The sequence below is a fragment of the Rhizobium sp. CCGE531 genome (assembly GCF_003627795.1).
Taxonomy (GTDB): domain Bacteria; phylum Pseudomonadota; class Alphaproteobacteria; order Rhizobiales; family Rhizobiaceae; genus Rhizobium.
Window position 1 is genome coordinate 988,216 of sequence record NZ_CP032684.1, and the last position, 25,811, is coordinate 1,014,026.

Annotated in this window: 26 protein-coding genes; 11 read left to right on the forward strand and 15 right to left on the reverse strand. The window is 61.8% G+C overall.

The annotated features are described in order from the left end of the window. Positions 1-200: 200 nt before the first annotated feature. Positions 201-677 carry a BA14K family protein gene (locus CCGE531_RS04840; RefSeq protein ID WP_120666498.1) on the forward strand — a complete coding sequence of 159 codons (477 nt, stop codon included), beginning with the start codon at positions 201-203 and terminating at the stop codon, positions 675-677. Between the two features lie 132 nt (positions 678-809). Here the strand turns inward: CCGE531_RS04840 and CCGE531_RS04845 are convergent, their stop codons facing one another. Beyond that, the gene (locus CCGE531_RS04845; protein WP_120663165.1) at positions 810-1,811 is read right to left on the reverse strand and encodes a transporter; all 1,002 of its coding nucleotides are present in this window, start codon (positions 1,809-1,811) and stop codon (positions 810-812) included. A gap of 287 nt (positions 1,812-2,098) precedes the next feature. Here CCGE531_RS04845 and CCGE531_RS04850 point away from each other — a divergent pair, with 287 nt between their 5' ends. Both CCGE531_RS04850 and CCGE531_RS04855 read left to right on the forward strand, forming a co-directional pair. After that, entirely contained in the window at positions 2,099-3,877 is a 1,779-nt protein-coding gene (locus CCGE531_RS04850; RefSeq protein WP_120663166.1) for an acyl-CoA dehydrogenase, read from the forward strand. A gap of 9 nt (positions 3,878-3,886) precedes the next feature. Beyond that, a complete protein-coding gene (locus CCGE531_RS04855) occupies positions 3,887-4,639 on the forward strand; it encodes a crotonase/enoyl-CoA hydratase family protein (RefSeq protein ID WP_120666500.1) in 753 nt (250 codons plus the stop codon). 250 nt (positions 4,640-4,889) lie between these two features. Here CCGE531_RS04855 and CCGE531_RS04860 read toward each other — a convergent pair whose 3' ends face one another. The 3 genes from CCGE531_RS04860 to CCGE531_RS04870 all read right to left on the reverse strand — a co-directional run bounded on the left by CCGE531_RS04860 (position 4,890) and on the right by CCGE531_RS04870 (position 7,520). Beyond that, on the reverse strand, positions 4,890-5,198 hold the full coding sequence (locus CCGE531_RS04860; RefSeq protein ID WP_120663167.1) for a GIY-YIG nuclease family protein: 309 nt from the start codon (positions 5,196-5,198) through the stop codon (positions 4,890-4,892). Between the two features lie 334 nt (positions 5,199-5,532). Then, positions 5,533-6,783 carry a class I SAM-dependent RNA methyltransferase gene (locus tag CCGE531_RS04865; RefSeq protein WP_120663168.1) on the reverse strand — a complete coding sequence of 417 codons (1,251 nt, stop codon included), beginning with the start codon at positions 6,781-6,783 and terminating at the stop codon, positions 5,533-5,535. Beyond that, positions 6,780-7,520, reverse strand: coding sequence for a TlyA family RNA methyltransferase (locus CCGE531_RS04870; RefSeq protein WP_120663169.1), 741 nt, complete (start codon positions 7,518-7,520; stop codon positions 6,780-6,782). Before CCGE531_RS04870 ends, CCGE531_RS04865 begins: the two co-directional genes overlap by 4 nt. A gap of 112 nt (positions 7,521-7,632) precedes the next feature. Here CCGE531_RS04870 and CCGE531_RS04875 point away from each other — a divergent pair, with 112 nt between their 5' ends. Both CCGE531_RS04875 and CCGE531_RS04880 read left to right on the forward strand, forming a co-directional pair. Further along, complete coding sequence (locus CCGE531_RS04875; protein ID WP_120663170.1) at positions 7,633-8,640, forward strand: DUF4424 domain-containing protein; 1,008 nt, start codon at positions 7,633-7,635, stop codon at positions 8,638-8,640. A gap of 232 nt (positions 8,641-8,872) precedes the next feature. Next, on the forward strand, positions 8,873-10,819 hold the full coding sequence (locus tag CCGE531_RS04880; RefSeq protein ID WP_120663171.1) for a methyl-accepting chemotaxis protein: 1,947 nt from the start codon (positions 8,873-8,875) through the stop codon (positions 10,817-10,819). 299 nt (positions 10,820-11,118) lie between these two features. Here the strand turns inward: CCGE531_RS04880 and dxs are convergent, their stop codons facing one another. From dxs to CCGE531_RS04900, 4 genes are all read right to left on the reverse strand, one after another. Continuing rightward, positions 11,119-13,035 (reverse strand): 1-deoxy-D-xylulose-5-phosphate synthase, encoded by a 1,917-nt coding sequence (gene dxs, locus CCGE531_RS04885; protein ID WP_120663172.1) that lies wholly within the window; start codon positions 13,033-13,035, stop codon positions 11,119-11,121. Positions 13,036-13,160: 125 nt separating this feature from the next. After that, on the reverse strand, positions 13,161-14,084 hold the full coding sequence (locus tag CCGE531_RS04890; RefSeq protein ID WP_120663173.1) for a pirin family protein: 924 nt from the start codon (positions 14,082-14,084) through the stop codon (positions 13,161-13,163). Positions 14,085-14,168: 84 nt separating this feature from the next. Continuing rightward, entirely contained in the window at positions 14,169-14,420 is a 252-nt protein-coding gene (locus tag CCGE531_RS04895; RefSeq protein WP_095434136.1) for an exodeoxyribonuclease VII small subunit, read from the reverse strand. Between the two features lie 2 nt (positions 14,421-14,422). Beyond that, positions 14,423-15,364, reverse strand: a complete 942-nt coding sequence (locus CCGE531_RS04900) for a histone deacetylase family protein (RefSeq protein WP_120663174.1) — start codon at positions 15,362-15,364, stop codon at positions 14,423-14,425. A 167-nt stretch (positions 15,365-15,531) separates the two neighbouring features. On the opposite strand from CCGE531_RS04900, the gene CCGE531_RS04905 reads away from it, so the two are divergent. Then, positions 15,532-15,933 (forward strand): thioesterase family protein, encoded by a 402-nt coding sequence (locus CCGE531_RS04905; RefSeq protein ID WP_120663175.1) that lies wholly within the window; start codon positions 15,532-15,534, stop codon positions 15,931-15,933. Between the two features lie 8 nt (positions 15,934-15,941). On the opposite strand, the gene CCGE531_RS04910 is transcribed toward CCGE531_RS04905, so the two are convergent. The 3 genes from CCGE531_RS04910 to CCGE531_RS04920 are packed head-to-tail and all read right to left on the reverse strand — an operon-like array spanning position 15,942 to position 17,807. Then, a complete protein-coding gene (locus tag CCGE531_RS04910; protein WP_120663176.1) occupies positions 15,942-16,499 on the reverse strand; it encodes a biotin transporter BioY in 558 nt (185 codons plus the stop codon). 28 nt (positions 16,500-16,527) lie between these two features. After that, positions 16,528-17,130: an energy-coupling factor transporter transmembrane component T gene (locus CCGE531_RS04915; RefSeq protein WP_120663177.1), complete on the reverse strand. Its 603-nt coding sequence runs from the start codon at positions 17,128-17,130 to the stop codon at positions 16,528-16,530. Then, positions 17,130-17,807, reverse strand: a complete 678-nt coding sequence (locus CCGE531_RS04920) for an ABC transporter ATP-binding protein (protein WP_120663178.1) — start codon at positions 17,805-17,807, stop codon at positions 17,130-17,132. Before CCGE531_RS04920 ends, CCGE531_RS04915 begins: the two co-directional genes overlap by 1 nt. 107 nt (positions 17,808-17,914) lie before the next feature. Here CCGE531_RS04920 and CCGE531_RS04925 point away from each other — a divergent pair, with 107 nt between their 5' ends. The 3 genes from CCGE531_RS04925 to CCGE531_RS04940 all read left to right on the forward strand — a co-directional run bounded on the left by CCGE531_RS04925 (position 17,915) and on the right by CCGE531_RS04940 (position 21,115). Continuing rightward, positions 17,915-19,105: a winged helix-turn-helix domain-containing protein gene (locus CCGE531_RS04925; RefSeq protein ID WP_162943846.1), complete on the forward strand. Its 1,191-nt coding sequence runs from the start codon at positions 17,915-17,917 to the stop codon at positions 19,103-19,105. 86 nt (positions 19,106-19,191) lie between these two features. Beyond that, the gene (locus CCGE531_RS04930) at positions 19,192-20,271 is read left to right on the forward strand and encodes a dipeptidase (RefSeq protein ID WP_120666502.1); all 1,080 of its coding nucleotides are present in this window, start codon (positions 19,192-19,194) and stop codon (positions 20,269-20,271) included. 298 nt (positions 20,272-20,569) lie between these two features. Then, complete coding sequence (locus CCGE531_RS04940; protein WP_245458985.1) at positions 20,570-21,115, forward strand: GNAT family protein; 546 nt, start codon at positions 20,570-20,572, stop codon at positions 21,113-21,115. Positions 21,116-21,320: 205 nt separating this feature from the next. Here CCGE531_RS04940 and ribB read toward each other — a convergent pair whose 3' ends face one another. Together ribB and aroC are read right to left on the reverse strand one after the other, a co-directional pair. Beyond that, positions 21,321-22,424, reverse strand: coding sequence for a 3,4-dihydroxy-2-butanone-4-phosphate synthase (gene ribB, locus CCGE531_RS04945; protein ID WP_120663182.1), 1,104 nt, complete (start codon positions 22,422-22,424; stop codon positions 21,321-21,323). 10 nt (positions 22,425-22,434) lie between these two features. Then, entirely contained in the window at positions 22,435-23,532 is a 1,098-nt protein-coding gene (gene aroC, locus CCGE531_RS04950; protein ID WP_120663183.1) for a chorismate synthase, read from the reverse strand. 147 nt (positions 23,533-23,679) lie between these two features. Here aroC and CCGE531_RS04955 point away from each other — a divergent pair, with 147 nt between their 5' ends. Both CCGE531_RS04955 and CCGE531_RS04960 read left to right on the forward strand, forming a co-directional pair. Continuing rightward, positions 23,680-23,862 (forward strand): hypothetical protein, encoded by a 183-nt coding sequence (locus CCGE531_RS04955; RefSeq protein ID WP_120663184.1) that lies wholly within the window; start codon positions 23,680-23,682, stop codon positions 23,860-23,862. A gap of 89 nt (positions 23,863-23,951) precedes the next feature. After that, complete coding sequence (locus CCGE531_RS04960; protein WP_120663185.1) at positions 23,952-24,212, forward strand: DUF1344 domain-containing protein; 261 nt, start codon at positions 23,952-23,954, stop codon at positions 24,210-24,212. Between the two features lie 99 nt (positions 24,213-24,311). Here the strand turns inward: CCGE531_RS04960 and CCGE531_RS04965 are convergent, their stop codons facing one another. Further along, the gene (locus CCGE531_RS04965; protein ID WP_120663186.1) at positions 24,312-24,908 is read right to left on the reverse strand and encodes a histidine phosphatase family protein; all 597 of its coding nucleotides are present in this window, start codon (positions 24,906-24,908) and stop codon (positions 24,312-24,314) included. 18 nt (positions 24,909-24,926) lie between these two features. Further along, positions 24,927-25,745, reverse strand: a complete 819-nt coding sequence (fabI, locus tag CCGE531_RS04970) for an enoyl-ACP reductase FabI (protein ID WP_120663187.1) — start codon at positions 25,743-25,745, stop codon at positions 24,927-24,929. Positions 25,746-25,811: the final 66 nt, after the last annotated feature.

The following is a 25,811-nucleotide window of genomic DNA, read 5'->3' on the forward strand; positions in this document are numbered from 1 at the left end:
AATCACTATAAATTCATCGTGGAGCCCCGCATAACTCCTTAAATTGGCAGGGATTTGAGGAACCAAATAACGCGCTGCCACGTTTCTTGTCGTCTACTCGGATATGCGACGAAGCAGGCGGCGAAACCTTGCTCGGGAAGCATTCCCGACATAAATGCTATAGGCTTGAGCATAAGTCGAACCAGGAAATGGAGATGAAGATGCTTGGTTTCCGTGCAAAAATCGCGACCGTCGCCGTAACGGCCGCCGTCGCCCTGACGAGCTTCACACCGTCTTTCGCCATCCAGATGCCCGCCGCGCCGATCGCAACAGCGTATCAGGCCGCGCCCGCCCAGGCCGCGCCCGGCAATGTCGAACAGGTTCAATGGCGCCATGGTGGTTACTATCGCCGCGGCTGGTATGGCGGCTATCGTGGTTATCGGGGAGGCTATCGTGATGGCTATCGCTACCATGATGGCTATTGGTTCCCGCTGGCTGCCTTCGGCGCCGGCGCGCTCATCGGCGGCGCGATCGCCAGCCAGCCGCGCTATTATGAGCCGGCTCCGGCTCCGAGCGCTGAGATCAACCCACGCCATGTCGGATGGTGCGAGTCGCGCTATCGGTCCTATCGCTCCTACGACAACACGTTCCAGCCCAATTCCGGCCCGCGCCGCCAGTGTTACTCGCCGTATTTCTAAAGCAGTTCCGGGAAAAGTGCCGAGCGGTTTTCCGTCCGGAATTGCGAGACAACAAAGAGATGGAGCGGTTCAGAGAGCATCATCAATGCAAGCCGTCCGGTCCATGCCGGGCGGCTTTTGCGTGCTTCGACGTCAGAGAATGCTGACCCGCTTGAGCAGCCACCATGCCAGCAGCATGGAGGCGATGATGAAGCCGACGGCATATTCTGTGCCGCCCGCGCCGCCCGAAAGCGGCAGGTTCGAGGTGTTCATGCCGAAGAAGCCGGTCACCAGCGTCGGCGGCAGCAGAAACGCGGTCATGATCGACAGGATGTAGAGATGGCGGTTGATTTCGGAAGAGAGCTTCGAGTCGATTTCTTCGTGCAGAAGCCTGGCTCGCTCCTGCAATGCATAGACATCGTGTTCGACTGCCTCGAGCCGGCCCGTCAAGCGCCCGGCAACGTCCTCGAAACCGAGTGGCAGTTCCTCATCGTCGGAGGCGGCCGCATGGCGCATCAGCGACAGGACCGTCCGCAGATGGCGATGCAGGCGCACGATCGTCCTGCGGATTGGCGGAAGCCGCGTGCGCTCGTCGCGTGACGTATTCCCGTGGACGAAATCCTCGATGGCATTGAGCTCCTCGCTGATCTCGATGACGATCGAAATCAGGGTGCGCTGGAATTCGACGACCAGCAGCTCGAAAATATCGAGCGGCCGCAAAAACCTCGCGGCGTTTTTGTCGATCAGCATTCGCGCCCGATCCAGGCTACGAAGCGGCTGCAGTCGGCTGGTAATGAGCATGCGGTCAGTCACGGCGAAATGCAGCCAGCCGATATCGTGGGTGTCTCTGGCAAAGTCGCGTTGAAAATCGATCAGCGTGCCGAAGAGCATCTGTTCGTCGACGGTGACCGCCGCATGCGTCTCGTGGCTCGTCAGCGCTATGCGGGCGGCTTCGTTCAGCCCCGGTGCATCATCGAGAAAAGCCGGCACGCGCGCATCGACGAGATTGAGATGCAGCCACAGGAAGCCGTCTTCGGCAAAGAGCGTTGAACGATCGGTATCGTCGGGTAGCCGCTCCGGCTTGGCTTCGCCTGGACGGAGACGATAGGCCCAGATGAAGCCGGGTATGGTGTTGACTGACGTGATCGTGTTCATGGCTGTATCATTCGCGTTGTCTGAACAGTTGCCTTAGTCTTCGTTCATGACGATTGTTTATGCAAGTCCGTGCTTTGGTGGAATAATCGCGGCTGCGGGCGGCGATGTCACAGCCGCGCGGCGCGTGCAAGGCGTAAAGGATGTCAAGGTTCGCGAAAGGGTGGAAATTAACATCTTGCCGCTTCGCTAAAATTGACGTTTACGTAAAAATAAACTAGCTATGACCACAGATGAGCGGTGATCCGGGTGAGGCGGGTCATTGACGGCACCAATGCGGAGGAAACAGCATGTACAAGGCGCCAGTCGAGGAAATCGCGTTCACGCTGAAGCATGTCGCCGGCATGGAACGCGCGATGGAAGAGGGCGTCCTCGGCGATCTGAGCGCCGATGTCGTCGATGCCATCCTTTCGGAGGCCGGCCGTTTTGCCGGCGAGGAGATGGAGCCGCTTGCCGAGATCGGCGACCGACAGGGCGCGCGTCTGGCCGATGGCAAGGTTGTACTTCCCGACGGGTGGGAGAAACTCTATCGCGATTGGATCGCCGGCGGTTGGAACGGCTTGACCGCGCCCGAGGAATTCGGCGGGCAGGGCCTGCCGCATATGCTGAATGTCGCGACGCTGGAAATGTGGAACTCGGCTTCCATGGCGTTCGGTCTCGCGCCGACGCTGACCATGGGAGCGGTCGAGGCGCTGATTGCCCATGGCAGCGACGACCTCAAGAAAAAATACTTGGAAAAGCTCGTCTCCGGGCAATGGTCCGGTACGATGAACCTGACCGAGCCGCATGCCGGTTCCGATGTCGGCGCATTGCGCACCCGCGCCGAACGCCGCGGCGACGGCACCTATCGCCTTTTCGGCCAGAAGATCTTTATTACCTGGGGCGATCACGAGGCGGCCGAAAATATCGTCCATTTCGTTCTCGCCCGTCTTCCGGATGCGCCGGCCGGCACGCGCGGCATTTCGCTGTTCCTCGTGCCGAAATTCCTGGTGAATGACGACGGCTCGCTCGGCGCCCGCAACGACTATTTCGCCCATTCGCTCGAACACAAGCTCGGCATCCACGGCTCGCCGACCTGCACGATGATTTATGGCGATGGAAAATACGGTACTGAGAAGGGCGCCGTCGCCTGGCTTGTGGGCGAGGAAAACAAGGGCCTCGCCTGCATGTTCACGATGATGAACAATGCCCGTCTTGCCGTCGGCATCCAGGGCGTTGCGATTGCCGAGGCCGCGACCCAGAAGGCCATCGCCTATGCCAGGGAGCGGACGCAGGGCCGCGCACCGGGCACGACATCATCGGGCATGAGCCCGATCATCGAGCATCCCGATGTCGCACGCATGCTGCTAACGATGAAAGCGCTGACGCAAGGTTCGCGCGCCATCTGCTACGCCTGCGCCGAGGCGATCGACATGTCGCATCGCGATCCGCAAAAGGGCCGCTTCTGGCAGGAGCGCGCCGCATTGCTCACGCCGATCGCCAAATCCTTCTCCACCGATGCCGGCGTCGATGTCGCCTCGTTGGGAATCCAGGTTCACGGCGGCATGGGCTTCATCGAGGAGACCGGAGCCGCGCGCCTGCTGCGCGATGCGCGCATCGCGCCGATCTACGAGGGCACCAACGGCATTCAGGCGATCGATCTGGTGGTGCGCAAGCTGACGATCGCCAATGGCGATCATATGCGCGGTTTCCTCGCCGAATTGCTTGAGATCGCGGACACCGTCGCGAAATCGAATCTCGATGGCTTCGGCGAGACCGCGCCACGGCTGCGGGCGGCGATTGCCGATCTCGAAAAGGCGAGCGAATGGCTGCTTTCAAAACAGGCTGAAGGCGCCGTTGCCGAGGCTCTGGCAGGCGCCACGCCTTACCAGCGGCTCTTCGGCCTGGTGCTGACCGGATCCTATCTCGCCAAGGGCGGGCTTGCCGATGCGGGGGATGGCGAGGGAGGCAAGCGCATTGCGCTTTGCCGTTTCGCCGCCGAGAACCTTCTGGCTGAAACCGCTGCCCTTGCCGACCGAGTCATTACCGGAGCCGGCAGTCTTGAAGCCGCCCGCATCGCGCTTGCCTAAGGACATATGATGACCGACCATATTCTGATCGAACGCCCCGAGACCGCGCCGCAGGTTCAGGTCATCCGGTTCAACCGACCGGAAAAGAAGAATGCCATCACGCGCGCCATGTATCAGACCATGACTGATGCATTGAAGGCGGCGGAGGAAGCGTCGCATATCCGCGTTCATGCCTTCCTCGGCACGGAAGGCTGCTTCTCGGCCGGCAATGATTTGGCCGATTTCCTCGCCTTCGCCATGAGCGGCAACATGGGACGCGAAGTGATTGATTTTCTCGTCGCGCTGGCGAGCACGAAGAAGCCGGTCGTCTCCGGCGTCGACGGCCTGGCGATCGGCATCGGCACCACGATCCATCTGCATTGCGACCTGACGGTTGCCTCCGATCGCAGCCTGTTCAAGACACCCTTCGTCGATCTCGCCCTCGTTCCCGAAGCGGCTTCGAGCCTGCTTGCCCCGCGCGTGATGGGCCATCAGCGCGCTTTCGCCCTGCTCGCTCTCGGTGAGAGCTTTTCAGCCGCCGAAGCAAAGGAAGCCGGCCTGATCTGGAGGGTGACCGGACCGGAAGCGGTGGAGGCCGAAACGCTGTCGCTGGCCGCCAAGCTCGCCGCCAAGCCACCCGAAGCCCTGCGGATCGCCCGCGACCTGATGCGCGGCCCGCCGGACGCGGTGCTCGACCGAATTCAAAAAGAAGCCGAGCATTTCGCCGCCCAGCTGAAAAGCGCCGAGGCCCGCGCGGCCTTCGAGGCCTTCATGAAGCGGTGAAGCTCAACCCGCCCTCGTGGTTCGAGACGGCCTTTCAGGCCTCCTCACCATGAGGGCTGATCACCGTACCAGCCGACGGGAGCCTTTCGGGCTTTGGCCACTTCACGGGTTTCACTTATCTTGATCATTTTCAGATCCGCAGATCTACTCATGAGGCTGCCGAAGCTGACTCGTTTGAAACGCGGTGACCACTCCGCCCTCATGGTGAGGAGGCCTGAAAGGCCGTCTCGAACCACGAGGGTCAGGCCCCTTAATCCCCATTCAGCTTGCTTTCCACCGGCCCACGACGAGACAAAGCAGGCAAAGCCTCATAGTCTAACGCAATCAGCGCCTCTTTCTTCCGCCGCGACCAGCCCTTGATCTGTCGTTCGCGGGCGATGGCGTCGATGATGCGGTCGTAGACTTCCTGAAACACCAGTTCGACGGGCCGGCGCTTGGCGGTGTAACCGTCATAGATGCCCGCATTGTGCTCCCAAACCCGCCCTTCGATCGGCTGCTTGGTCAGGCCTGTATAATAGGAGCCATCGCTGCAGCGAAGGATATAAACGGTCGCTTCCATGGTAGGGCTCTCAAAGTGGGGACGAGCGATTTTCTACCATTTGGTGTGTCATGAGGTCAATTCTTTTCCCTCATCCGCCCTCGTGGTTCGAGGGTCGCCCTTCGACAAGCTCAGGGCTCCCACCTCACCATGAGGGCTAGCCTTTTACGCATCTCGGTCGCCACTTACCGCCCCGTTGCCGTTCGAGACGCCTCTATAGGCCTCCTCACCATGAGGGCTAAGCTCTTGCGTGTTTCGACCGCGACCCACTCCGCCCTCATGGTGAGGAGCGAAAGCCCGTAGGGCTGCAGCCTCGAACCACGAGGGTCGGCCACTTTACTCGCGATCAAGAGAATTACTTCTCCAGCGCCACTACCACTTCGACATGTGAGGTCCACAGGAACTGGTCGATCGGCGTCACCCGGGTAATGCGGTAACCGCCATCGACCAGCAGCGCGAGATCGCGGGCGAGCGTCAGCGGGTTGCAGGAGACGGCGACGATCTTCTTGACCTGGGATCGGGCAAGCTCCTTGCACTGGAATTCCGCGCCGGCGCGCGGCGGGTCGAAGACGACGGCGTCGTAGACTTTCAGCTCCTGCGTCATCAACGGCCGGCGGAAGAGGTCGCGGCGTTCGACGGAGACGGGTTTCAGCCCCTGCGTGTTACGGGCAGCCTGATCGAGTACCGCGAGCGGCTTTTCTTCGCCTTCCACCGCATGCACGCGCCCGATCCGCGCCAGGCGAAGCGAGAAGGTGCCGCTGCCGGCAAAGAGATCGGCGATGCGCTTTGCCTTGCCGACATGGGCTGCGACCAACTCGGCCATGGCGTCCTCGGCCTGCTTGGTCGCCTGCGTGAAGGTACCCGGCGGCGGCGAGACCTGCACGCCGCCGAAATCGATGATCGGCTTCACCGGCTCCACCAGGGTCTCTCCGTTCAGCGAAAGACGCACGATGCCGCGAAGCGACAACACGGTTTCGATCGTGCCGCGGCGCTGCTTGTCCGAAAGCGACTTGATGCCGTCGACGGCAAGATCGAGGCCGGTCTGCGTCTCCAATACCGAGATGCGGAAGGCTTCGGCATTGATGGCGATTGCCGCCGCGATCGTCCTGATCGCCGGCAAACGGGCCATGATGCCGGGCGAAGCGATGGGACATTCCTCGATGGCGACGATGTGGTGGCTTTCGGCCTGGTTGAAGCCGATCAGCATGTCCTTTTCCGTCTTGCGCGCGGCAAAGACGACCCTGCGTCGCTCGCCCGGATGCGCGGCAACGATATCGTCCACCTCGGGCGTCAGGCCCTTCGAGCGCAGCGCATCGACGACGAGTTGGCGCTTGAAGGCGCGATAGGGCGCGTCGGCATAATGCTGCAGCGTGCAGCCGCCGCAGGTGCCGTTGACACCGTGCGGGCCGAAGTGCCGACAGTGCGGCTCCTGCCGGTCCGGCGAGGCAGAAGCGATCGACATCAGCGTACCCTGGCTTTTCACCCGCGCGATGGCGACGTTTTCGCCCGGCAGCGTGAAGGGCACGTAGACCGGGCCATCGGCGCCGTGCGCGATACCGTCGCCCTGGGCGCCGAGCTTCTGTATGGTGACGTTTTCAGTGCTCATGGCTTGATCCCTGCGAGAAGAAATTCCTGGTTGCCGTCGCCGCCTGTTATCGGAGAGGCGATGAGGCCGAGGCTCTGCCAGCCCATGTCTTCGGTGAACCAGCGCTCGAGTTCGGCCGCAACCGCCGGGGCGGAGGAGGGGTCCTTCAGAAGTCCGGCCTTGCCGATCGCATCGCGCCCGGCCTCGAATTGCGGCTTCACCAGCAGGGCTGCCCGCGCGCCCGATTCGGCAAGCGCCAGCGCCGGTGCCAGAGCCAGCTTCAGCGAAATGAAGGAGACATCGGAAACGACGAACGAGAAAGATTTGCCGATGTCCTCGGCGGTCAGGTTGCGTGCGTTCAGCCCCTCGATATTGGTCACGCGCGGATTGGCCGCTATGCGCGGATGCATCTGGTCGTGACCGACGTCGATCGCCGTGACATGGGCTGCACCACGCTGCAGCAGCACTTCGGTAAAGCCTCCGGTCGATGCGCCGACATCGAGACAGTGCTGCCCCTGCGGATCGAGGCCGAAATGGTCGAGTGCCGCCACCAGCTTCAACGCCGCGCGCGAGACGTAATCCTGCGCGGGATCATCGATGCTGATCTGTGCGTCTTCGGTGAACAGCGCCCCCGGCTTCGTCACGATCTTGCCGTTCACGGTCACCGTGCCGCGCTGGATCGCATCGCGAGCGCGCGAGCGGCTGGCGAAGAGCGAGAGGGTGACGAGAAGCTGGTCGAGGCGTTGCGGTTCAGACATGGGCTGTCCATGCCGGGCAATGGGCCATGTTGCAAGCCTTTTATGCTGATATCGGCGTTGACGCCGGATCGTGGCCGGCCATAATCGCTGCAATCAACGGGCGAGGGGTATCATGCGAAAGATCGGTGGCTATGCGGCGCTATTGGTGATGTCGGCCGCTCCGGCGCTTGCGAACGACACCATGGCCGAGCTGAGAACGGGCGGTCTCGCATATGTCCGCACCGGCGACATCAGCATGGATCAGGAAAAGCTGTTCATTTCGGCGGAGCAGGTCCGCGTCGATTACGTTTTCGAAAATACGTCCGACAAGGATGTCGAAAGCATCGTCGCCTTTCCGATGCCCGATATCAAGGGCGACATAGACAGCATGGTCGATGCCGGAAATGTCGATGCCGACAATTTCCTGGGTTTCACCGTGACGCAGGACGGCAAGGCCATCACGCCGACCCTTCAGCAGCGCGTATCGGTCGCCGGGGTCGACATGACGGATGAGCTGAAGGCACGTGGCGTTCCCTTGTTGCCGCTGAGCAAGGCGGCGACGGACGCAGTCGCCAAGCTGCCTGTCGATGTGCTCGAAGATTGGACGGCCCGGGGCCTGATCGCCGATAACGAATACGATAATGACGGTCAGGGCATGAAGCATCATCCGACGCCGATATGGACGCTGCATACGACCTATTGGTGGCGCACCAGGTTCCCGGCCAAGGCGAAGATCGCGGTCGAGCATCGCTACAAGCCGAGCGTCGGCGGCACCGTGGCCATCACCTTCGCCGGCGAGGAAGACTATCAGAAGCAGCAGCTGCAGGCCTATCGCGCCAAGTACTGTTTCGACGAACCCTTCCTGAAGACGGCGGCCAAGCTCGCCGCCGCAGCCGACAAGGGCGGGCGCGGCTATACCGAAAGCTGGATCTCCTATGTGTTGACGACGGGCGCCAACTGGTCCGGCCCGATCAAGCATTTCGAGCTGACGGTCGATAAGGGCAGCCCCGACAATTACATCAGCTTCTGCGGCAAGGATGTAAAAAAGACCGGCGCGACCACCTTCCAGATGACGGCGCAGGATTTCTATCCCGAACACGATCTGGATGTCCTCATTCTCGCTGCCGTGCCGCCGAATTAGAGCGGCTGGAAGAAGCGATGCGGTTGCGCGTAATTAAATAAATTTAAAGTCCGAGCCTCTACTGATGCCTGTGATTACGGTGATCGTTTTGAGATCATCGCCTGCCATGAAGGCTTCGCGCTTCTGCGTCCCAATCATGCCCTTCCCTGAATTCTTCGAGCATCGGCCGCGTTCCCTCCCAATCGCGGCCTAATGACGCTCGCCAGGACCGGCGCTCAGGAGGCGCTCGCCCATGTTTGCGAAAAAACTCTCGCTGAATGGCAAACTTGCCATCACGTTCACGGCGTTGATCGCCATCTTTGCCTGCGTTTCCGCATTCGTCTATTCCAAGGAAGAAGTGTCCGCCGGTGCTGCCGCCGAGCAGACCAAGTCGCAGCAGCTCGTCAGCATGATCGACGATTCCCTGCAGGCCATGCTGGAACAGGCGGTCAATCTGCGCGGCTTCCTGCTGCTGCGCAGCGAAAGCACCTATGGTGATATCTTCAACAATCGCGAACGGATGTTGAAGAGCATCGCCGCAGCCAAGCAGGTCGCGGCCGATTCCCCGGATCTGCTGCAGGCCATCGACAACATGCAGAAAGCCGCCGATCTCTATTTCCATCAGCTCGCGGAGCCGCAGGCCAAGGCCCGCAAGGAAACCGAGATGCCGCTCGACCAGGTCGTCAAGATCGGTCAGAACGAAACCAAGGGCCAGCTCGATGGCTTCCGCGACGCTGCCGCCAAGATCAAGCAGGCTGCCCGTGCCAAGGCCAGCGAGCTGGCAGCCATGCAGGACGATGCCAACGGCGATCTGCGCCTGACGCTTATCGTCGGCGGCGTCTTCGCGTCGTTCGCTGCCGCCGTTCTCGCCTGGTTGCTGTCGCGCCTCATCGTGCGTCCGATCGTCGGCATGACGGCCGCGATGGGCCGACTGGCGAACGGCGAGCATGATGTCGAAGTCCCGGCCGTCGGCCGTGGCGACGAAGTCGGCCGTATGGCCGATGCCGTCCTGGTCTTCAAGCAGGCCGGGATCGAAAAGCTGCGTCTTGCCGGCGAGACCGAGCGCATGCGCGGCGATGCCGAGCGCGAGCGTCAGATGAACGACGAGCAGAAGGCGCGTGAAGAGGGTGAAATTCGCTTTGCCATGGAAGCACTCGCGGGCGGCCTCTCCGCCCTGTCTTCCGGCAATGTCGCGACCCGCCTGCGCAATAGCTTTACGCCGCAGTTCGATAGCGTCCGCGCCGACTTCAACAATGCGGTGGAAAAGCTGGAAGCCGCTTTGCAATCCGTCGGCCGCAATGCCTCCGCCATCAATGCCGGTGCCGACGAGATCCGCTCGGCCGCCGACGATCTGGCGCACCGCACCGAGCAGCAGGCTGCCGCCGTCGAGGAGACCGCCGCGGCGCTGGAGCAGGTAACGACGACCGTCCGCGACTCCGCCAAGCGTGCCGAAGATGTCGGCCATCTCGTCGAGCGTGCCCGCCTCGGCGCGGAACGCTCCGGTGAAGTGGTGCGCAACGCCGTCTCCGCCATGCAGCAGATCGAAAAGTCCTCGGGCGAGATCGGCAACATCATCAGCGTCATCGACGATATCGCCTTCCAGACCAACCTGCTTGCGCTGAACGCCGGTGTTGAGGCGGCCCGCGCCGGTGATGCCGGCAAGGGCTTTGCCGTCGTCGCCCAGGAGGTCCGCGAGCTCGCCCAGCGCTCGGCCAATGCCGCCAAGGAAATCAAGGCGCTGATCACGACATCGAGCGATCAGGTCAATACCGGTGTGTCCCTGGTCGGCGAAACCGGCAAGGCCCTCCAGTTGATCGTCTCCGAAGTGCAGGAGATCAACCGCCATGTTGGCGCGATCGTCACTGCGACCCGCGAACAGTCGATCGGCCTGCAGGAGATCAACACGGCCGTCAACAACATGGATCAGGGTACGCAGAAGAATGCCGCCATGGTCGAGGAACAGACGGCCGCAAGCCATGCGCTCGCCCGCGAAGCTTCGGCACTCAACGAGCTGCTGCAGCAGTTCCGCCTCGGCGATGCCGCGCAGGCTGTACCCGCGCGTCCGGTCGCGGCGACAGCACGCTCGAGGCCGGCCGCATCTCCGGCCCGCGCTCTTGGGCGCACCATCGCCAAGGCCTTCGGCGGCAAGGCAACGGCGACGGCCGCTGTCGCTGCCCGCGACGACTGGGAGGAGTTCTGATCCAATAACTCTCCCCTTGATGGGGAGGGTTCGGCACGCCGTGCCGGGGCGGGGTAACGACGGCATCCGTCGAAATCCCGTCCCATTTCATGGGAGATCACCCCCAACTCGCCGCTTTGCGGCGATTTTCCCTCAAGGGGAGGGCAATCGCATTCGGCGCCGCACCTTCTCCCCTCGGGGGTCCGAAGGACGGGTTGAGACCCGTGGCTCAACCCCGGCGAGGTGGCCCGAGGGGAGAAGGGTGAGCGGCAACGACCTCATTTCAAATGCGATTGCACTGCCTAAAGGGGGAGGTAAACCTAGCCGGCGGCTTCGACGATGCGGCCGTGGCCGAGCGTGCGGAATACCGTCTGCACGATGCCGGCACGGTCGAGACCGGCCCTGGCATTCATGGCTTCAGGCTTTGCCTGTTCCATCCAGATATCGGGCATGACGAGCGAGCGGATCTTCAGGCCATTGTCGAGCAGGCCCTCATTGGCGAGAAACTGCATGACCTGGCTGCCGAACCCGCCGACCGAACCTTCCTCGATGGTGATCAGCATTTCGTGATGCGCTGCGAGCTGGCGGATGAGGTCGTGATCGAGCGGCTTGGCAAAGCGCGCATCGGCGACCGTCGTCGACAGGCCGGCGGCATCGAGATCCTCGGCTGCAGCTAGGCTGTCGGCCAGCCGGGTGCCGAAGGACAGCAACGCGACTTTCGAACCCTGCTTCACCACGCGCCCCTTGCCGATTTCGAGGATCTGACCCCGTTCCGGCAGCTCGACGCCGACACCTTCTCCGCGCGGATAGCGGAAGGAGATCGGACCGAGATCATAGGCGGCGGCGGTGCGCACCATATGCTTGAGTTCCGCCTCGTCGGCCGCGGCCATGACGACGAAACCGGGCAGGGTGGCAAGAAAGGCGGTATCGAAGGAGCCCGCATGCGTCGGGCCATCGGCGCCGACGAAGCCGGCGCGGTCGATCGGAAAGCGCACCGGTAGGCCCTGGATCGCCACGTCATGCACCACCTGGTCGTAGGCACGCTGCAGGAAGGTGGAATAGAGGGCGGCGAACGGCTTGTAGCCTTCTGCGGCGAGGCCGGCGGCGAAGGTCACGGCATGCTGCTCGGCGATGCCGACATCGAAACAGCGCTTGGGGAAGAATTCCTGCAGCTTGTCGAGGCCGGTGCCGTTCGGCATGGCGGCGGTAATGCCGACGATCTTGTCGTCGAGCGTTGCCTCCTGCACCAAAGCGTCCGCAAAGACGCTGGTATAGCTCGGCGCATTCGGCTTCACCTTTGTCTGCGCGCCGGTGATGACGTCGAACTTGTTGACGCCGTGATACTTGTCGGCGGCCGCTTCGGCCGGCGGATAGCCCTTGCCCTTCTGCGTCACGATATGGATCAGCACCGGACCTTGCGCGTTGTCGCGCACATTGCGCAGCACCGGCAGCAGATGCTCGAAGGAATGGCCGTCGATCGGGCCGATATGGTAGAAGCCCATCTCCTCGAACATGGTACCGCCGGTCACATAGCCCCGGGCGTGCTCGACCGCCCGCGTGATGGCCCGGTCGACCTTCTTGCCGAGATAGGCGGTCAGCTTCTTGCCGAAATCGCGGAAGCCCATATAGGTGCGGCCGGAGGCGAGGCGGGCGAGATAGGCGCTCATCGCCCCCGTCGGCGGGGCAATCGACATGTCGTTGTCATTGAGGATGACGATCAGCCGTGCGTCGAGCGCGCCGGCATTGTTCAAGGCTTCGTAGGCCATGCCGGCCGACATGGCGCCGTCGCCGATGACGGCGATGACGCGGCGGTCGGTCTTATCCAGTTCGGCGGCAACCGCCATGCCGAGACCGGCGGAAATGGACGTCGAGGAATGCGCGGCGCCGAAGGGATCGTATTCGCTTTCGGCGCGGCGCGTGAAACCGGAAAGGCCGTCTTCCTGACGCAGAGTGCGAATGCGGTCGCGACGCCCGGTGAGGATCTTGTGCGGATAACATTGATGCCCGACATCGAAGATCAGCCGATCGTTCGGCGTATCGAAAACGCTGTGGATGGCAATGGTCAATTCGACGACGCCGAGGCCGGCGCCGAGATGCCCGCCGGTGCGCGATACCGCATCGATCATCTCGTCGCGGACTTCGCGGGCGAGCTGCGGCAAGTCCCGGTCCTCCAGCTTTCGCAGGTCGGAAGGATAGTGGACCTGGTCCAGCAGGGGCGTCTCTGGCATTTGTGTCAAGGCGGATGCCTCTTTCTTGCTATTCTTGGGCGGTTGTCCGCCTTTACGTCAAAACAGATTGCGACAAAAGACGCCGAATTCAAGGTGTTCCCGAACAAGAAACATGTGGGAGTGTCATGAACCCGTTAGCCTTCCGGCAGGGGAATGAACTCTTCCTCGTCGCCGGGCACGATATCGAAGCGGCCGGTGCGCCATTCTTCCTTGGCCTTTTGGATGCGCTCCTTTGAGGACGAGACGAAATTCCACCAGATATAGCGCTTCGAATTGAGCGCTGCACCGCCAAAAAGCATGAGATGACAGCCTTTTTCGGCAGCCTCCAGCGTTATCGCATCGCCGGGACGGAAAACGAGCAGTTGATCCTGTTCGAAACGATCGCCGGCGACGATAAGCGAGCCGGAGAGGATATAGACGGCACGCTCCTCATGCGCTGCCCCGAAAGGAAACGCCGTATTCGGCTGGAGCTGGAGATCGACGTAGAGCGTGTCGGAGAAGGATTTTACCGACGACTTCAGGCCCTCGAATTCGCCGATGACAACGCGCCCGGTCACGCCGCCATCGGCGATCGTTGGCAAGTCATCCTTTTCCGTATGGGCGAAGGAGGGATCTATCTCCTCCTTGTCGTCAGGGAGCGCCAGCCACGTCTGCAGGCCGGACATGGCGAATGGGTGGTCGCGCAGGTTTTCCGGCGTGCGCTCGGAATGCACGATGCCGCGCCCGGCCGTCATCAGGTTGACGTCGCCGGGGCGGATCACCTTGGCCGTGCCGAGGCTGTCCATATGGCGGATCTCGCCGTCGAACAGGTAGGTGACCGTGGAAAGCCCGATATGCGGATGTGGACGAACATCGAGCGCCTGCCCCGGCCGTAAAATTGCGGGACCCATGCGATCGAAGAAGATGAACGGTCCCACCAGCCGGCGCCGGCTGCTCGGAAGCGCGCGCCGCACGGAGAAGCCGCCGAGGTCGCTGGTGCGCGGAATGATAAGGTTCTCGATCGCGTCACAGGCGAAGGCATCGCCGGCCTGGGGATCGTTGCCTGGGAAGAAGGACATATCGGCTCTCCTTTCGGTTGGGACACAACCTACCGGGCCAACCTAACGGGAATGCCGGCCAAACTCAAACTTTCCCGCTTCGTCTTAGGCGCCGTCCAGCGCTTCCGTGCCCTGCGGCTTGCCGGCGCGGTCGAGCCGGATTTTCTCGATGCGGTTTTCCGCCGCCGATAGCAGCGCCTCGCAATGCTTCTTCAGAGCCTCGCCGCGCTCGTAGATCGAGATGGATTCATCCAGCGCCACATCGCCGCGTTCGAGCCGGGCGACAATGCTCTCAAGCTCCGCCACGGCCTTCTCGAAGGAATAGCCTGATACATCTGCCTTGGCGCTCTCGCTCATCGTCAACCTTTCATCATGCGTAGAATATGCATCCCCGCCGACTCGGCGAGGCCTTCCAGATCATAGCCGCCTTCGAGCAGGCTGACGACCCGGTTCTTGGCGCTGCGGTCGGCGACCTCGAGCAGCCGTCCCGTCGCCCAGTCGAAATCCTCGCCCGTCAGGTTCAGCTGTGCCAGCGGATCGCGGTGGTGGGCGTCGAAACCGGCCGAGATGATGATGAGGTCGGGGCGGAAGTCATTGAGCGCCGGCAGGACGCGCGACTTGAAGGCCTCGCGGAAATGATCGCCGCCGGTATTGGGCGACAGCGGCGCATTGACGATGGTGTTGTGCGCGCCGCGCTCTTCCTTCTTGCCCGTGCCCGGATAGAGCGGCATCTGATGGGTGGAACAGAAGAGCACCGACGGATCGTCCCAGAAGATGTCCTGCGTGCCGTTGCCGTGGTGCACGTCCCAGTCGACGATGGCGACGCGCTCGGCGCCGTGGGCCTTCTGCGCATGGCGAGCGGCGATTGCCGCGTTGTTGAAGAAACAGAAGCCCATGGCCTTGTTCTTCTCGGCATGGTGCCCGGGCGGACGGGCCGCGACGAAGACATTGTCGGCGGCACCGGAGAAGACGTCGTCGACCGCCGCCATGGCGCCGCCGACGCCATGCATGATCGCCTGCAGCGTCTTCGGGCTGGCATAGGTATCCGCCTCGAGCTGGGTGATCTCGCCGTCGTCGCCTCTGTCCGGTATTGAGCGCAGCACGAAATCCAGATGCTCTTCGGGATGCGCAAGCAGGATCGCATCCTCATGGGCGGGAGGCGCCTTTCGCCGGTCCAGCCGCTCGAAATTCGGATGTTCCAGCGCGATATTCAGCGACCGCAGCCGATCCGGCCGCTCCGGGTGGCCAGGCGGAACAATATGTTCCAGGAAGATCGGGTGTTCATAAAGACGTGTGCTCATGGGGCCAATCTATAAATGAGGTGTGACGCCTATTACAGGACATGGACAATGTCACTACAATGTCAACAACCCGCCTTAACCACTCTCAATGGCGCCCGTTTACTTATCGGGGCGCGGTGTTAAGCTTTTGTTAGGGCGAGTATGGCGTCGGCCAGGATTATTGCGTGATGGCGAGAGCAGAACGATCCGATGTCATCGAGGTAAGGGTGCCGCCGCGCGATATCGACCGGCACGGCCAAATGTTTATCGCCTCCTATATCTCCCAGGCGGAAACGGCGCTCTCGAATTTCTGGCGCACGCGGCCGCTGGTCGACGACGAGCCCCTCTATATCGCTAGGAAAGCATCCTGTTCGCTGCATCGGGCCTTGCACCATGACGATCTTGCCCGCTTTTCGATCAGCGTCAACAAGATCGGCGGCAAGTCGATCGGCTTCATGATCATGGTCGAAACCGGCAATGAACTGGCGGCGGAGGTGGAAATTCTCTGGCTCGCGGTCCGTGGCGAGGAGCACGATCCGGCATCGCTGCCGGAAGACACGCGCGACTGGCTCTATAAATATCTGACGTAAGTCGAGCTTTAGCTCCGCTGCGGCAGAAGCGGATAGCCGACCATGACGGCGCGACCGACGAGCGCCGCGACGACGGCCTTGATGACATCTCCCGGCACAAAGCCCAAGGACCCGAGAAACGCCTTGCTGAAACCGATATTGATGGTCAGCCAGGCAATGCCGAACGCATAGAGCACGACCACACCGCCGATGACGGCGGCGATGAAGAAGCCGACGCCCTGAACGAGGCCGCTCTGTTCCGGCTTCACCAACCTCTCCGAGAAATAGCCGGTGACGAAGGCCGCGAATATCCAGCCGACGAAGAAGCCGGCCGTCGGACCTGCGAAGACGGCGAGGCCGCCGCGACCTCCCGACAGCACCGGCAGGCCGATCGTGACGAGCACGACCACCAGCAGCACCGCGATCGTCCCGCGCTTGGCGCCGAGCACGACGCCGGCGAGCATCACGCCGAGCGACTGCGCCGTGATCGGCACGGGAATGATGCCGATCGGGATGGGCGGCAAGAGGCCGAGCGCCACGATGATGGCGGCAAAAAGCGCCGAGAGGACGAGATCGCGGGTGTTCATGGCGGCTCCTTGCGAAAAAGATCTATGTTCATTGACGCCGAATGCCGCGTGCGTCAATCGCCGCCGCGATATTGTCCGCATCGCGCAGCGTCAGGATGATCAGCGGCGCGAGCGTGGTCGCCAGGCGAACTTTGATTCCGCGGGCCTGATGCGCCTCGCGGATCGCGCGGTAGCGATCGAGAATCTCGGGGACGAAGCGGATCACGAGGCCGATTGCAAGCCCGATATCGGCGGCCTTCAGTAGGCCGAGCTTTTCAAGCGGCGTGGCAAGGATCGTGATCTCGTCGATGAAAGCGGCCATCGATGTCGTCGCCGTCACCGTGGCGGCGAACAGCGCAAGCGCGGTCAATCGCAGGGCGGTGACGATTGCCGCGTGGAGCGGCCCGACCAGTGCCGCGAAAATTGTAAGGACGGCAATCGAGATCAGGATCGGCCGCAGCCGCTTCAATGCGTCTCCGATCGACAGGCCCGTGCGAAAATAGAGGCCGGCGCCGACAAGATTTGCACAGGCAAGCAACGGGATGGACTGGGTCAGGAAAGGCAGAACGCCAAATGCGGCCAGCGCCAGGAGCTTCACGCGCGGGGAGAGCCGGTGCAGCCAGGTATCGACGTCGACATGCAGCGTCTGCATCAGGAGGCCAGCTCCCTGTAGCGCGCAATCGCTTCCGCGGCCGGAGCGTCGGCGACAAGCCGGCCCTGGTCGAACAAAAGCACCCGCTCGAAATCCTCGAGCAGCGGCAGGTCGTGGCTGATGACGATGACCCTTTCCGGCAGTCCCATGATGGTCTTTTGCACCAGCGCCCGGTTCTTGAGGTCGAGCTGGTTCGTCGGTTCGTCCAGAATGAGAATATCCGGGCCGGTCACAAGCACCGAGCAGAGGGCTGCCATCTGCAACTCTCCGCCGGAAAGCTCATGTGCCCGCCGTGCCCCAAGATGGCTGACGCCAAACCGGCCGAGAATGCCCTCGACGGCCGCCTCGATTTCAGCCTTGTCATATCCACGCGCCTTGAGGCCGAAAGCGATGTCGTCGCGCACGATGGGCAGGATGATCTGGTTCTGCGGCGACTGGAAGATATAGCCGACCTTGCCGAGCACTTTGGCAGCCTCGCCGACCGTATCGAGCCCATCGACCGTGACGCGTCCCGCCGTCGGCTTGACGAGCCCGTTGATCAGCCGCGCGAAGGTCGTCTTGCCGGAACCGTTGAGTCCGATGATCCCGACGCGCTTCTCCTGAAGCGTCAGGCTCAGCGGGAAAAGAGCGGTTCGTTTGTCATAGTCGACGCCGGCTTTATCGAAGCGGATGTCCAAGCGGCTTCCCTATTCCATGGTTGTGTCGCGGAGCTATAGCGCATCGCCCCGATTTATCAAATCAACGCCTCTTTGAAAGCATGGGAATTTATGCCTATGATCCGCGCATGACGAATCTGCTCTCGAATCGCGATGCTCGCCGCGTGTTCCTTGCCAAGCAGGGCCTTGCCAATCCGCCGAACCGCGCCTTGACCAAGGCGGGTCTGCTGCAGCTCATCCACGACATCGGCTTCGTGCAGGTGGACAGCATCGCCACCGTCGAGCGCGCCCATCACCAGATCCTGTTTTCGCGCAACCAGACCTACCGGCGCGAGCATCTGACGGAGCTTCTGGAAAAGGACGGCGCGCTCTTCGAAAACTGGACGCACGATGCCTCGATCCTGCCGAGCGCCTTCTTCGTCTACTGGAAGCATCGCTTCCGCCGCGAGGACGAGGCGATTATCGCGCGCTGGCGCAAATGGCGGGGCGAGGGGTTCGAGGCCGCCTTCGACGAGACCTACGAGCGCGTCCTGAAGAACGGCGCGATCACCGCCCGCGAGGTCAAGGCGGAGGATCATGTCTCCGGCGGCTGGTGGAACTGGCATCCGAACAAGACGGCGCTCGAATATTTCTGGCGCACCGGCAAGTTCGCGATTGCCGGCCGCACCAATTTCCAGAAGGTCTACGACCTTGTCGAACGCGTGCTGCCGAGCCATTTCCACGAGCCGGAAGTCGAGCACGACGAATTCGTCGACTGGGCCTGCCGCAGCGCGCTGCAGCGCCTCGGCTTTGCGACATCGGGCGAAATCGCAGCCTTCTGGGATCTGGTGACGCCGCAGGAGGCCAAGACCTGGGTCGAGACGCATCGGGACGAACTGACCGATGTGCTGATTGAGCCCGCCGGCAGCGGCAAGCCGCGGCCTTCCTTCGCCTTCCTTGATTTCCATGCGAGGCTCGATAATCATGCGGAAGCCCCGGCGCGTATCCGCGTCCTCAGCCCCTTCGATCCGACCCTGCGCGACCGCAACCGCACGGAACGCCTCTTCGGCTTCTTCTACCGCATCGAGATCTTCGTGCCGGAACCGAAGCGCGAATACGGCTATTATGTCTTCCCACTGCTGGAGGGCGACCGGCTGATCGGACGGATCGACATGAAGGCCGACCGCAAGGCGGGGACCCTCGATGTCAAGCGCCTGTGGCTGGAACCGGGCGTCAAGGCATCGGCTGGCCGGTTGGAGAAGCTCGAAGCGGAACTGGAGCGCGTCGCCCGCTTTGCCGGTGTCGAGAAAGTGGTGTTTCTCGAGGGCTGGCGGGGATGATCGGCTTCTCCCGTTTCGGGAGATCGGCTGTGAATTGCATTGACGGGAAAGCGAAACTGCCTCTGACCTATGGGGATTGCGATCGCATGGACAATGTTCGGATTTTCGATGGGCACAACGATGCGGTCCAGTTCATGCTGGACTACAAATCTGACGGCCGCGATTTTCTGGCTCGATCGGAAGCCGGACATCTCGATCTTCCGCGAGCACTGGAAGGAGGTTTGGCCGGCGGATTGTTCGCGATGCATGCCTCGCCAGAGCATGAGCCGGTGGATGATCTGACGATCACAGATAATGGATATGAGGTTCGCTATGCCGAAGCCCCGCATCCCGACCATGCGCGGCTGCAGATCGATGGGCAGCTTTCGGCCATAAGGAAGCTGGTTGGGCGCTCGGGCGATAAAATACGCCTTGTATCAAGCGTAGGCGAGATTGAGGCGGCACGACGTGATGCCGCCTTTGCCATCGTGCTTCACATGGAAGGTGCCGACGCCATCGGCCCCGATCTCGGCTATCTGGAGGGCTTGTACGATGCCGGCCTTCGGTCCCTGGGCATCGTGTGGAGCCGCCCGAATATTTTCGGCTACGGCGTTCCGTTCGCCTATCCGAGGTCGCCCGATACGGGGCCGGGACTGACGGATTTGGGAAAGAATCTGGTCAGAAGATGCAATGAGCTCGGCATCATGATCGATGTTTCCCATCTGAACGAGCGCGGATTTTGGGATGTCGCGGCATTGAGCACCGCTCCGCTTGTGGCCACCCACGCCTGCGCCCATGCCATATGTCCATCGACCCGGAACCTCACCGACCCGCAATTGGATGCCATCCGCGATACCGGCGGGGTCGTCGGGTTGAACCTGGCCGTCAATGACATTCGCGCGGATGCCAATCTTGAGGAAGATACCCCGCTCGAGGCCGTTGTTCGTCAGATCGATTATCTCATCGCCCGCGTTGGAGCGGATGGGGTCGCCCTTGGATCGGATTTTGACGGCGCTGTTATGCCTCGTGAGATCAAGGACGCAAGCGGCTTGCCACATCTCATGGATGCCATGCGCAAAAGCGGATTCGATGAACCGATCCTGCGAAAATTCGCCTATGATAATTGGCTTCGCGTATTCGGCCTCACATGGCCGGATCGATCGCGAACTTTGTCACCTCCCCCTTGAGGGGGAGGTCGCCGCATAGCGGCGGGTGGGGGTGATCCTGAGTGTGGGGAGAGATCACCCCACCCGGAGCTTCGCTCCGACCCTCCCCCTCAAGGGCAGGGTGGAATCGGCAAATCTCCGTCTTGGCGATCTTGATGCCGAAGCCCTCCAGGCCGACATAGGGCCGCTTAAGGCTTGTAAGGTCCAGCAAAACCACTTCTATTGGCTCGAGTGCAGCGCGTTTTAAACTTCCGCCAGTGGTGGAGGCCGCGACTCATAGGGTCGAATAGGCGGAAAAGCGCCTGAAATGGGGGGGTCGTTGTTGTCACCAATTCTTGAAGGCAGCAACGTCAGGCTCCGCCCGCCATGTGCCGAGGACGCCGATGTGCGTTTTGCCCTGGGTACGACTGCCGAGATCGCGGAGATGTACGGCGTAAACAAGGACGACATGAAGCCCGTTACCCGGGAGGGCGCCGCCAAGTGGCTGCGATGGCTCACCGATCATCCGCATGCATGGGTCATCGAAATCAATGACGCCTTTGCCGGCGAAATCAGATTGGACAACGTCAATCGCCAGGACCGGCGCGCGATGATGGCAATCGGCATCAACAATCCAGCCTTGCTTGGCAAAGGCTTTGGCACGGAAGCAATCACTCTCCTGCTAAACCATGCCTTCGGCGAGATGGGACTGCATCGCATCGGAATCCGCGTGCTCGCCTACAACAAGCGCGCCATCCGCGCCTATGAAAAATGCGGCTTTATCGTCGAAGGGAGGGAGCGAGAGACCGCTTACGTCAACGGCAGCTGGCACGATGACACCATGATGGGCCTGCTGGATCGAGAGTTTTCGGCGCTGCAGCGCTGAGACTCCTACTGATGCGTCAAGGTTGTGTATCGCCGAAGGAGTTGACGCTGCCAAGGGATGACAGCGTCAATCACCTCCCCCTTGAGGGGGGAGGTCGCGCGGAACGCGCGGGTGGGGGTGACAGTTGGCTGGCTGCAGAAGTTGCCGCGATCACCCCACCCCGGAGCTATGCTCCGACCCTCCCCCTCAAGGGGAGGGTTAAAGATCAGCAGATTTCCGTGGTGGCGATCTTGATGCCGAAGCCTTCGAGGCCGACATAGTGCCGTTCGCGGCTGGTGAGCAGCTTGATCGAGCTGACGCCGAGATCCTTGAGGATCTGTGCGCCAAGGCCGATTTCCAGCCATTCGCTGTCGCGCGCCTGTGCCTCGGTATGGCTTTCGCGTTCGGCCTGGCGCGCCTTGCGGCCATTGTCGAAATGGCCGACGCCGACGGAGCCCTCGCGCAGATAGACGATGATGCCGCGGCCTTCCTCGGCGATCTTCTTCATGTAGAAATCGACCGGACGGCGCTTGCCGAACAGGTCCTCGGCGACGCTTTCGGGATGCAGGCGCACCGGGATGTCGACGCCGTCGCGGATATCGCCGAAGACGACGGCGAGATGCTGCATCGGGTCCCAGGGCAGCGAATAGGTATGCGCCCGCGCCTTGCCGAACGGCGTCTCGATATCGAAGCTGTCCCCGAGCTCGATCAGGGTTTCCTTGCGCTGGCGGTAGGCGATGAGATCGGCGACGGAAACGAGCTTCAATCCGTGCTGCTCGGCGAATTCGACCACCTGCTGGCCGCGCGTCACCGTGCCGTCGTCATTGACGAGTTCGCTGATGACGCCGATCGGCGGCAGGCCGGCGAGCCTGCAGAGGTCGACCGCGGCTTCCGTATGACCGGAGCGCATGAGCACGCCGCCTTCGCGTGAGACGAGCGGAAAAATATGGCCCGGGCGGACGAAATCGTTCGCGCCGACATTCGGATTGGCGAGGTTGCGCACCGTCAGCGTCCGGTCGTCGGCGGAAATGCCTGTCGTCGTGCCGTGCTTGAAATCGACGGAGACGGTGAAGGCCGTCGTATGCGCGGAATCATTCTCCGCCACCATGGCGTTGAGGTTGAGCCGCTTGGCTTCCTCGCGCGGCATCGGCGTGCAGACGATGCCGGACGTGTGCCGGACGATGAAAGCCATCTTTTCGGACGTGCAGTGAACGGCGGCGACGATCAGGTCGCCTTCGTTTTCGCGGTCGTTATCGTCCATGACGACGACGATCTCGCCGGCCTCGAAGGCCCGGATGGCATCGACAACGCGCTTCTGGTCGTAAGACATCTCGAAATTCCTACCTCTGCTGGCCCGTCTGGCCGCGATCCCTCAGATAATGGTCGGCAACGGCGCAGGCAACCATCGCTTCGCCGATCGGTACGGCGCGAATGCCCACGCACGGATCGTGGCGGCCCTTGGTGCGCACATCGACATTGTTGCCGTCGGCATCGATCGACTGGCGTTCCGTCAGGATCGAGGATGTCGGCTTGATGGCGAAGCGCGCGACGATCGGCTCGCCGGTGGAAATGCCGCCCAGAATGCCGCCGGCGTGATTGGACAGGAAGATGCGCTTGCCGTCATTGCCCATGCGCATCGCATCGGCATTTTCCTCGCCTGTCAGTTCGGCGGAGGCGAAGCCTTCGCCGATTTCGACGCCCTTGACGGCATTGATCGACATCAGCAGCGAGGCGATATCCTGGTCGAGCTTGCCATAGATCGGCGCGCCGAGCCCTGCCGGCACGCCTTCGGCCACGACTTCGACCACGGCGCCGATCGAGGAGCCGGCCTTGCGGATGCCGTCGAGATATTCTTCCCATACCGGCACGATTTCAGGATCCGGGGCAAAGAACGGGTTCTGGTTCACCTGCGCCCAGTCCCAGTTGGCGCGGTTGATCTTGTGCTTGCCGATCTGTACCAGCGCGCCGCGGATCGTCACGCCGGGCACGACGAGGCGGGCGATGCCGCCGGCCGCGACGCGTGCCGCCGTCTCGCGCGCCGACGAGCGCCCGCCGCCGCGATAGTCGCGGATGCCGTATTTGACGTCATAGGTATAGTCGGCATGGCCGGGGCGGTAGCTCCGGGCGATCTCGCCGTAATCCTTCGAACGCTGGTCGGTATTCTCGATCAGCATCGAGATCGGCGTGCCGGTCGAGATCATCGTCTCGCCGTCCTCGTCCATCATCACGCCCGAGAGAACCTTGACGAGGTCGTCCTCGCGCCGCTGTGTGACGAAGCGGGATTGTCCCGGCTTGCGCTTGTCGAGCCAGGCCTGAATGTCTTCGAGCTTGAAGCGGAGGCCGGGAGGGCAGCCATCGACGACGCAGCCGAGCGCCGGGCCATGGCTTTCGCCCCAGGTGGTGACGCGGAAAAGATGACCGAATGTATTGTGCGACATGGGAAACGACCGGTTTGCTGCAGCCTGATGAACAGACCGCCTTTTCTCTCTTGCAATTGCGGCACACTCATAGAGCATGATGCCGAAAAGTGTAAGCGGTTTTCGGGCGACATCATGCTCTACTTATTTGTTTGATTCCAATGCTAGATGATCGAGGCCGAACCGACCTCGATCATCTGGCAGAGCCAAAAGGCCGACAAGACAAAATCTTTCTTTTCGCCGCTGAAGAAGCGCCGCCCGATGCCGTCTCCCGCCGGTCATCGGTATGGTAAACAAAGATTAATCCGCACTGTGGATTGTGACGGCGCATTCACCAATTGGGCGAGCTAAGCCACTATTGGGGGCAACTTCCGCCATATTCGACGTGTTTTCTACGCCGCATAAGAAATCACAATCAAATGACCTGAAGGGTGACGACCATGCGCTTTTTTGTAGCGACGCTTTTGGCCACGGCAAGCCTGCTTGCGCCCGTCGCAGGCTTTGCCGAAAGCGCCGATGTCGAGGCAACGATCAAGAAGGTCGATGCGAAGAATTTCAGCATCACCCTGGATGACGGCAAGAATTATCAGGTGCCGGAGGATTTCGATTTCAACGGCTTACAGGCCGGCGTGAAGGTTGTCGTCTTCTACACGGAAGTCGACGGCAAGCGTGTCGTCAACGATCTCGATATCGTTCGGTAAATGACGGTGCCGCCCGGCGGCTCGGAAATAATTCAAAGCTTCAGGAAACGGTCGTTCCTTCGCGGTTTTGCAGACCACATCGCCCTCGGTCTTGCCGCTCTACATCCAGCCGATAATCCTCATGTCCGGATCGACCCTCAGAATCTGGTCCTGGTGAATCGGGATTTCGGCGGCCTCTTCCTTTTCGACATCGCCGATCAGCCGGAATAGCGTGCGGATGACGCCGCCATGCGAGACGCAGACAGTTGGCCGGTCGATGGATGTCAGCCATGAGCCGACGCGCCAGGAGAGGATTTCGTAGCTTTCGGCATCATCGCCCGGTGGGATGAAATCCCATTTGTTCGCCTTGCGCTCGGCAAGACGATCGGGCTCGGTCGCCTTCAGTTCCTTGAGGGTGAAGCCTTCCCAGGCGCCGAACGACAGCTCGACCAGCCTGTCGTCGGTGCTATAGTCCTTGGGCGGCAGGCCCATGGCGTCCCTGGCGATCTCCATGGTCTCGCGCGTGCGGCGCAGGGGACTAGCGATGAAATCGAAGGGCCGGTTTTCGAAGGCGAGGATTTCTGCAAGATCGATGCCGTTCTGCCGCGCCTGTTCGCGGCCGATGGCATTGAGATCGATATCCCTCTGCCCCTGCAGCCGACGCTCGGCATTCCAGTCGGTCTGACCGTGACGTATCACATAGAGGATGGGCGACACGGTCAGTCTTCCTGTTGGTCAGTCCTTCGCGACGGAAATGTCAGGCGCGTCCACGGCCTTCATGCCGACCGTGTGGTAGCCGGAATCGACATGGTGGATTTCGCCGGTAACGGCCGTCGACAGGTCGGACAGCAGATAGAGGGCGGAGTTGCCGACTTCGTCGATCGTAACAGTCCGCTTCAGCGGAGCATTATACTCGTTCCACTTCAGGATGTAGCGGAAGTCGCCGATGCCGGAAGCTGCGAGCGTCTTGATCGGGCCAGCCGAAATCGCGTTGACGCGGATGCCGCGGCCGCCGAGATCGACGGCGAGGTAGCGTACGCTTGCTTCCAGAGCCGCCTTGGCGACACCCATGACGTTGTAATGCGGCATGACCTTCTCCGCACCGTAATAGGTGAGGGTGATCATCGAGCCGCCGTCATTCATGATTCGCTCGGCACGCTGTGCAACCGCGGTGAAGGAATAGACGGAGATGTCCATCGTCTTCGTGAAGTTGTCGCGGCTGGTATCGAGGTAGCGGCCGGTCAGCTCGTCCTTGTCGGAGAAGGCGATGGCGTGCACGACGAAGTCGATCTTGCCCCATTTCGCTTCCAGCGTGTCGACGACTGCATCGATCGTTGCCGGCTCGGTCACGTCGCAATGGCCTGCCATGAAGGCGCCGAGTTCCTGAGCGAGCGGCTCGACGCGCTTCTTCAAAGCGTCGCCCTGCCACGTCAATGCGATTTCGGCTCCGGCATCCGAACAGGCTTTGGCAATACCCCACGCTATCGAACGGTTGTTTGCTACGCCGAGGATGACGCCGCGCTTGCCTGCCATGAGGCCAGTGGATTGAGCCATATTCTGCTCCCTTGAACTTTCGAATGACCCTGCCTATGGCATAGGCCGTTCCCCTGTTCAAGCATC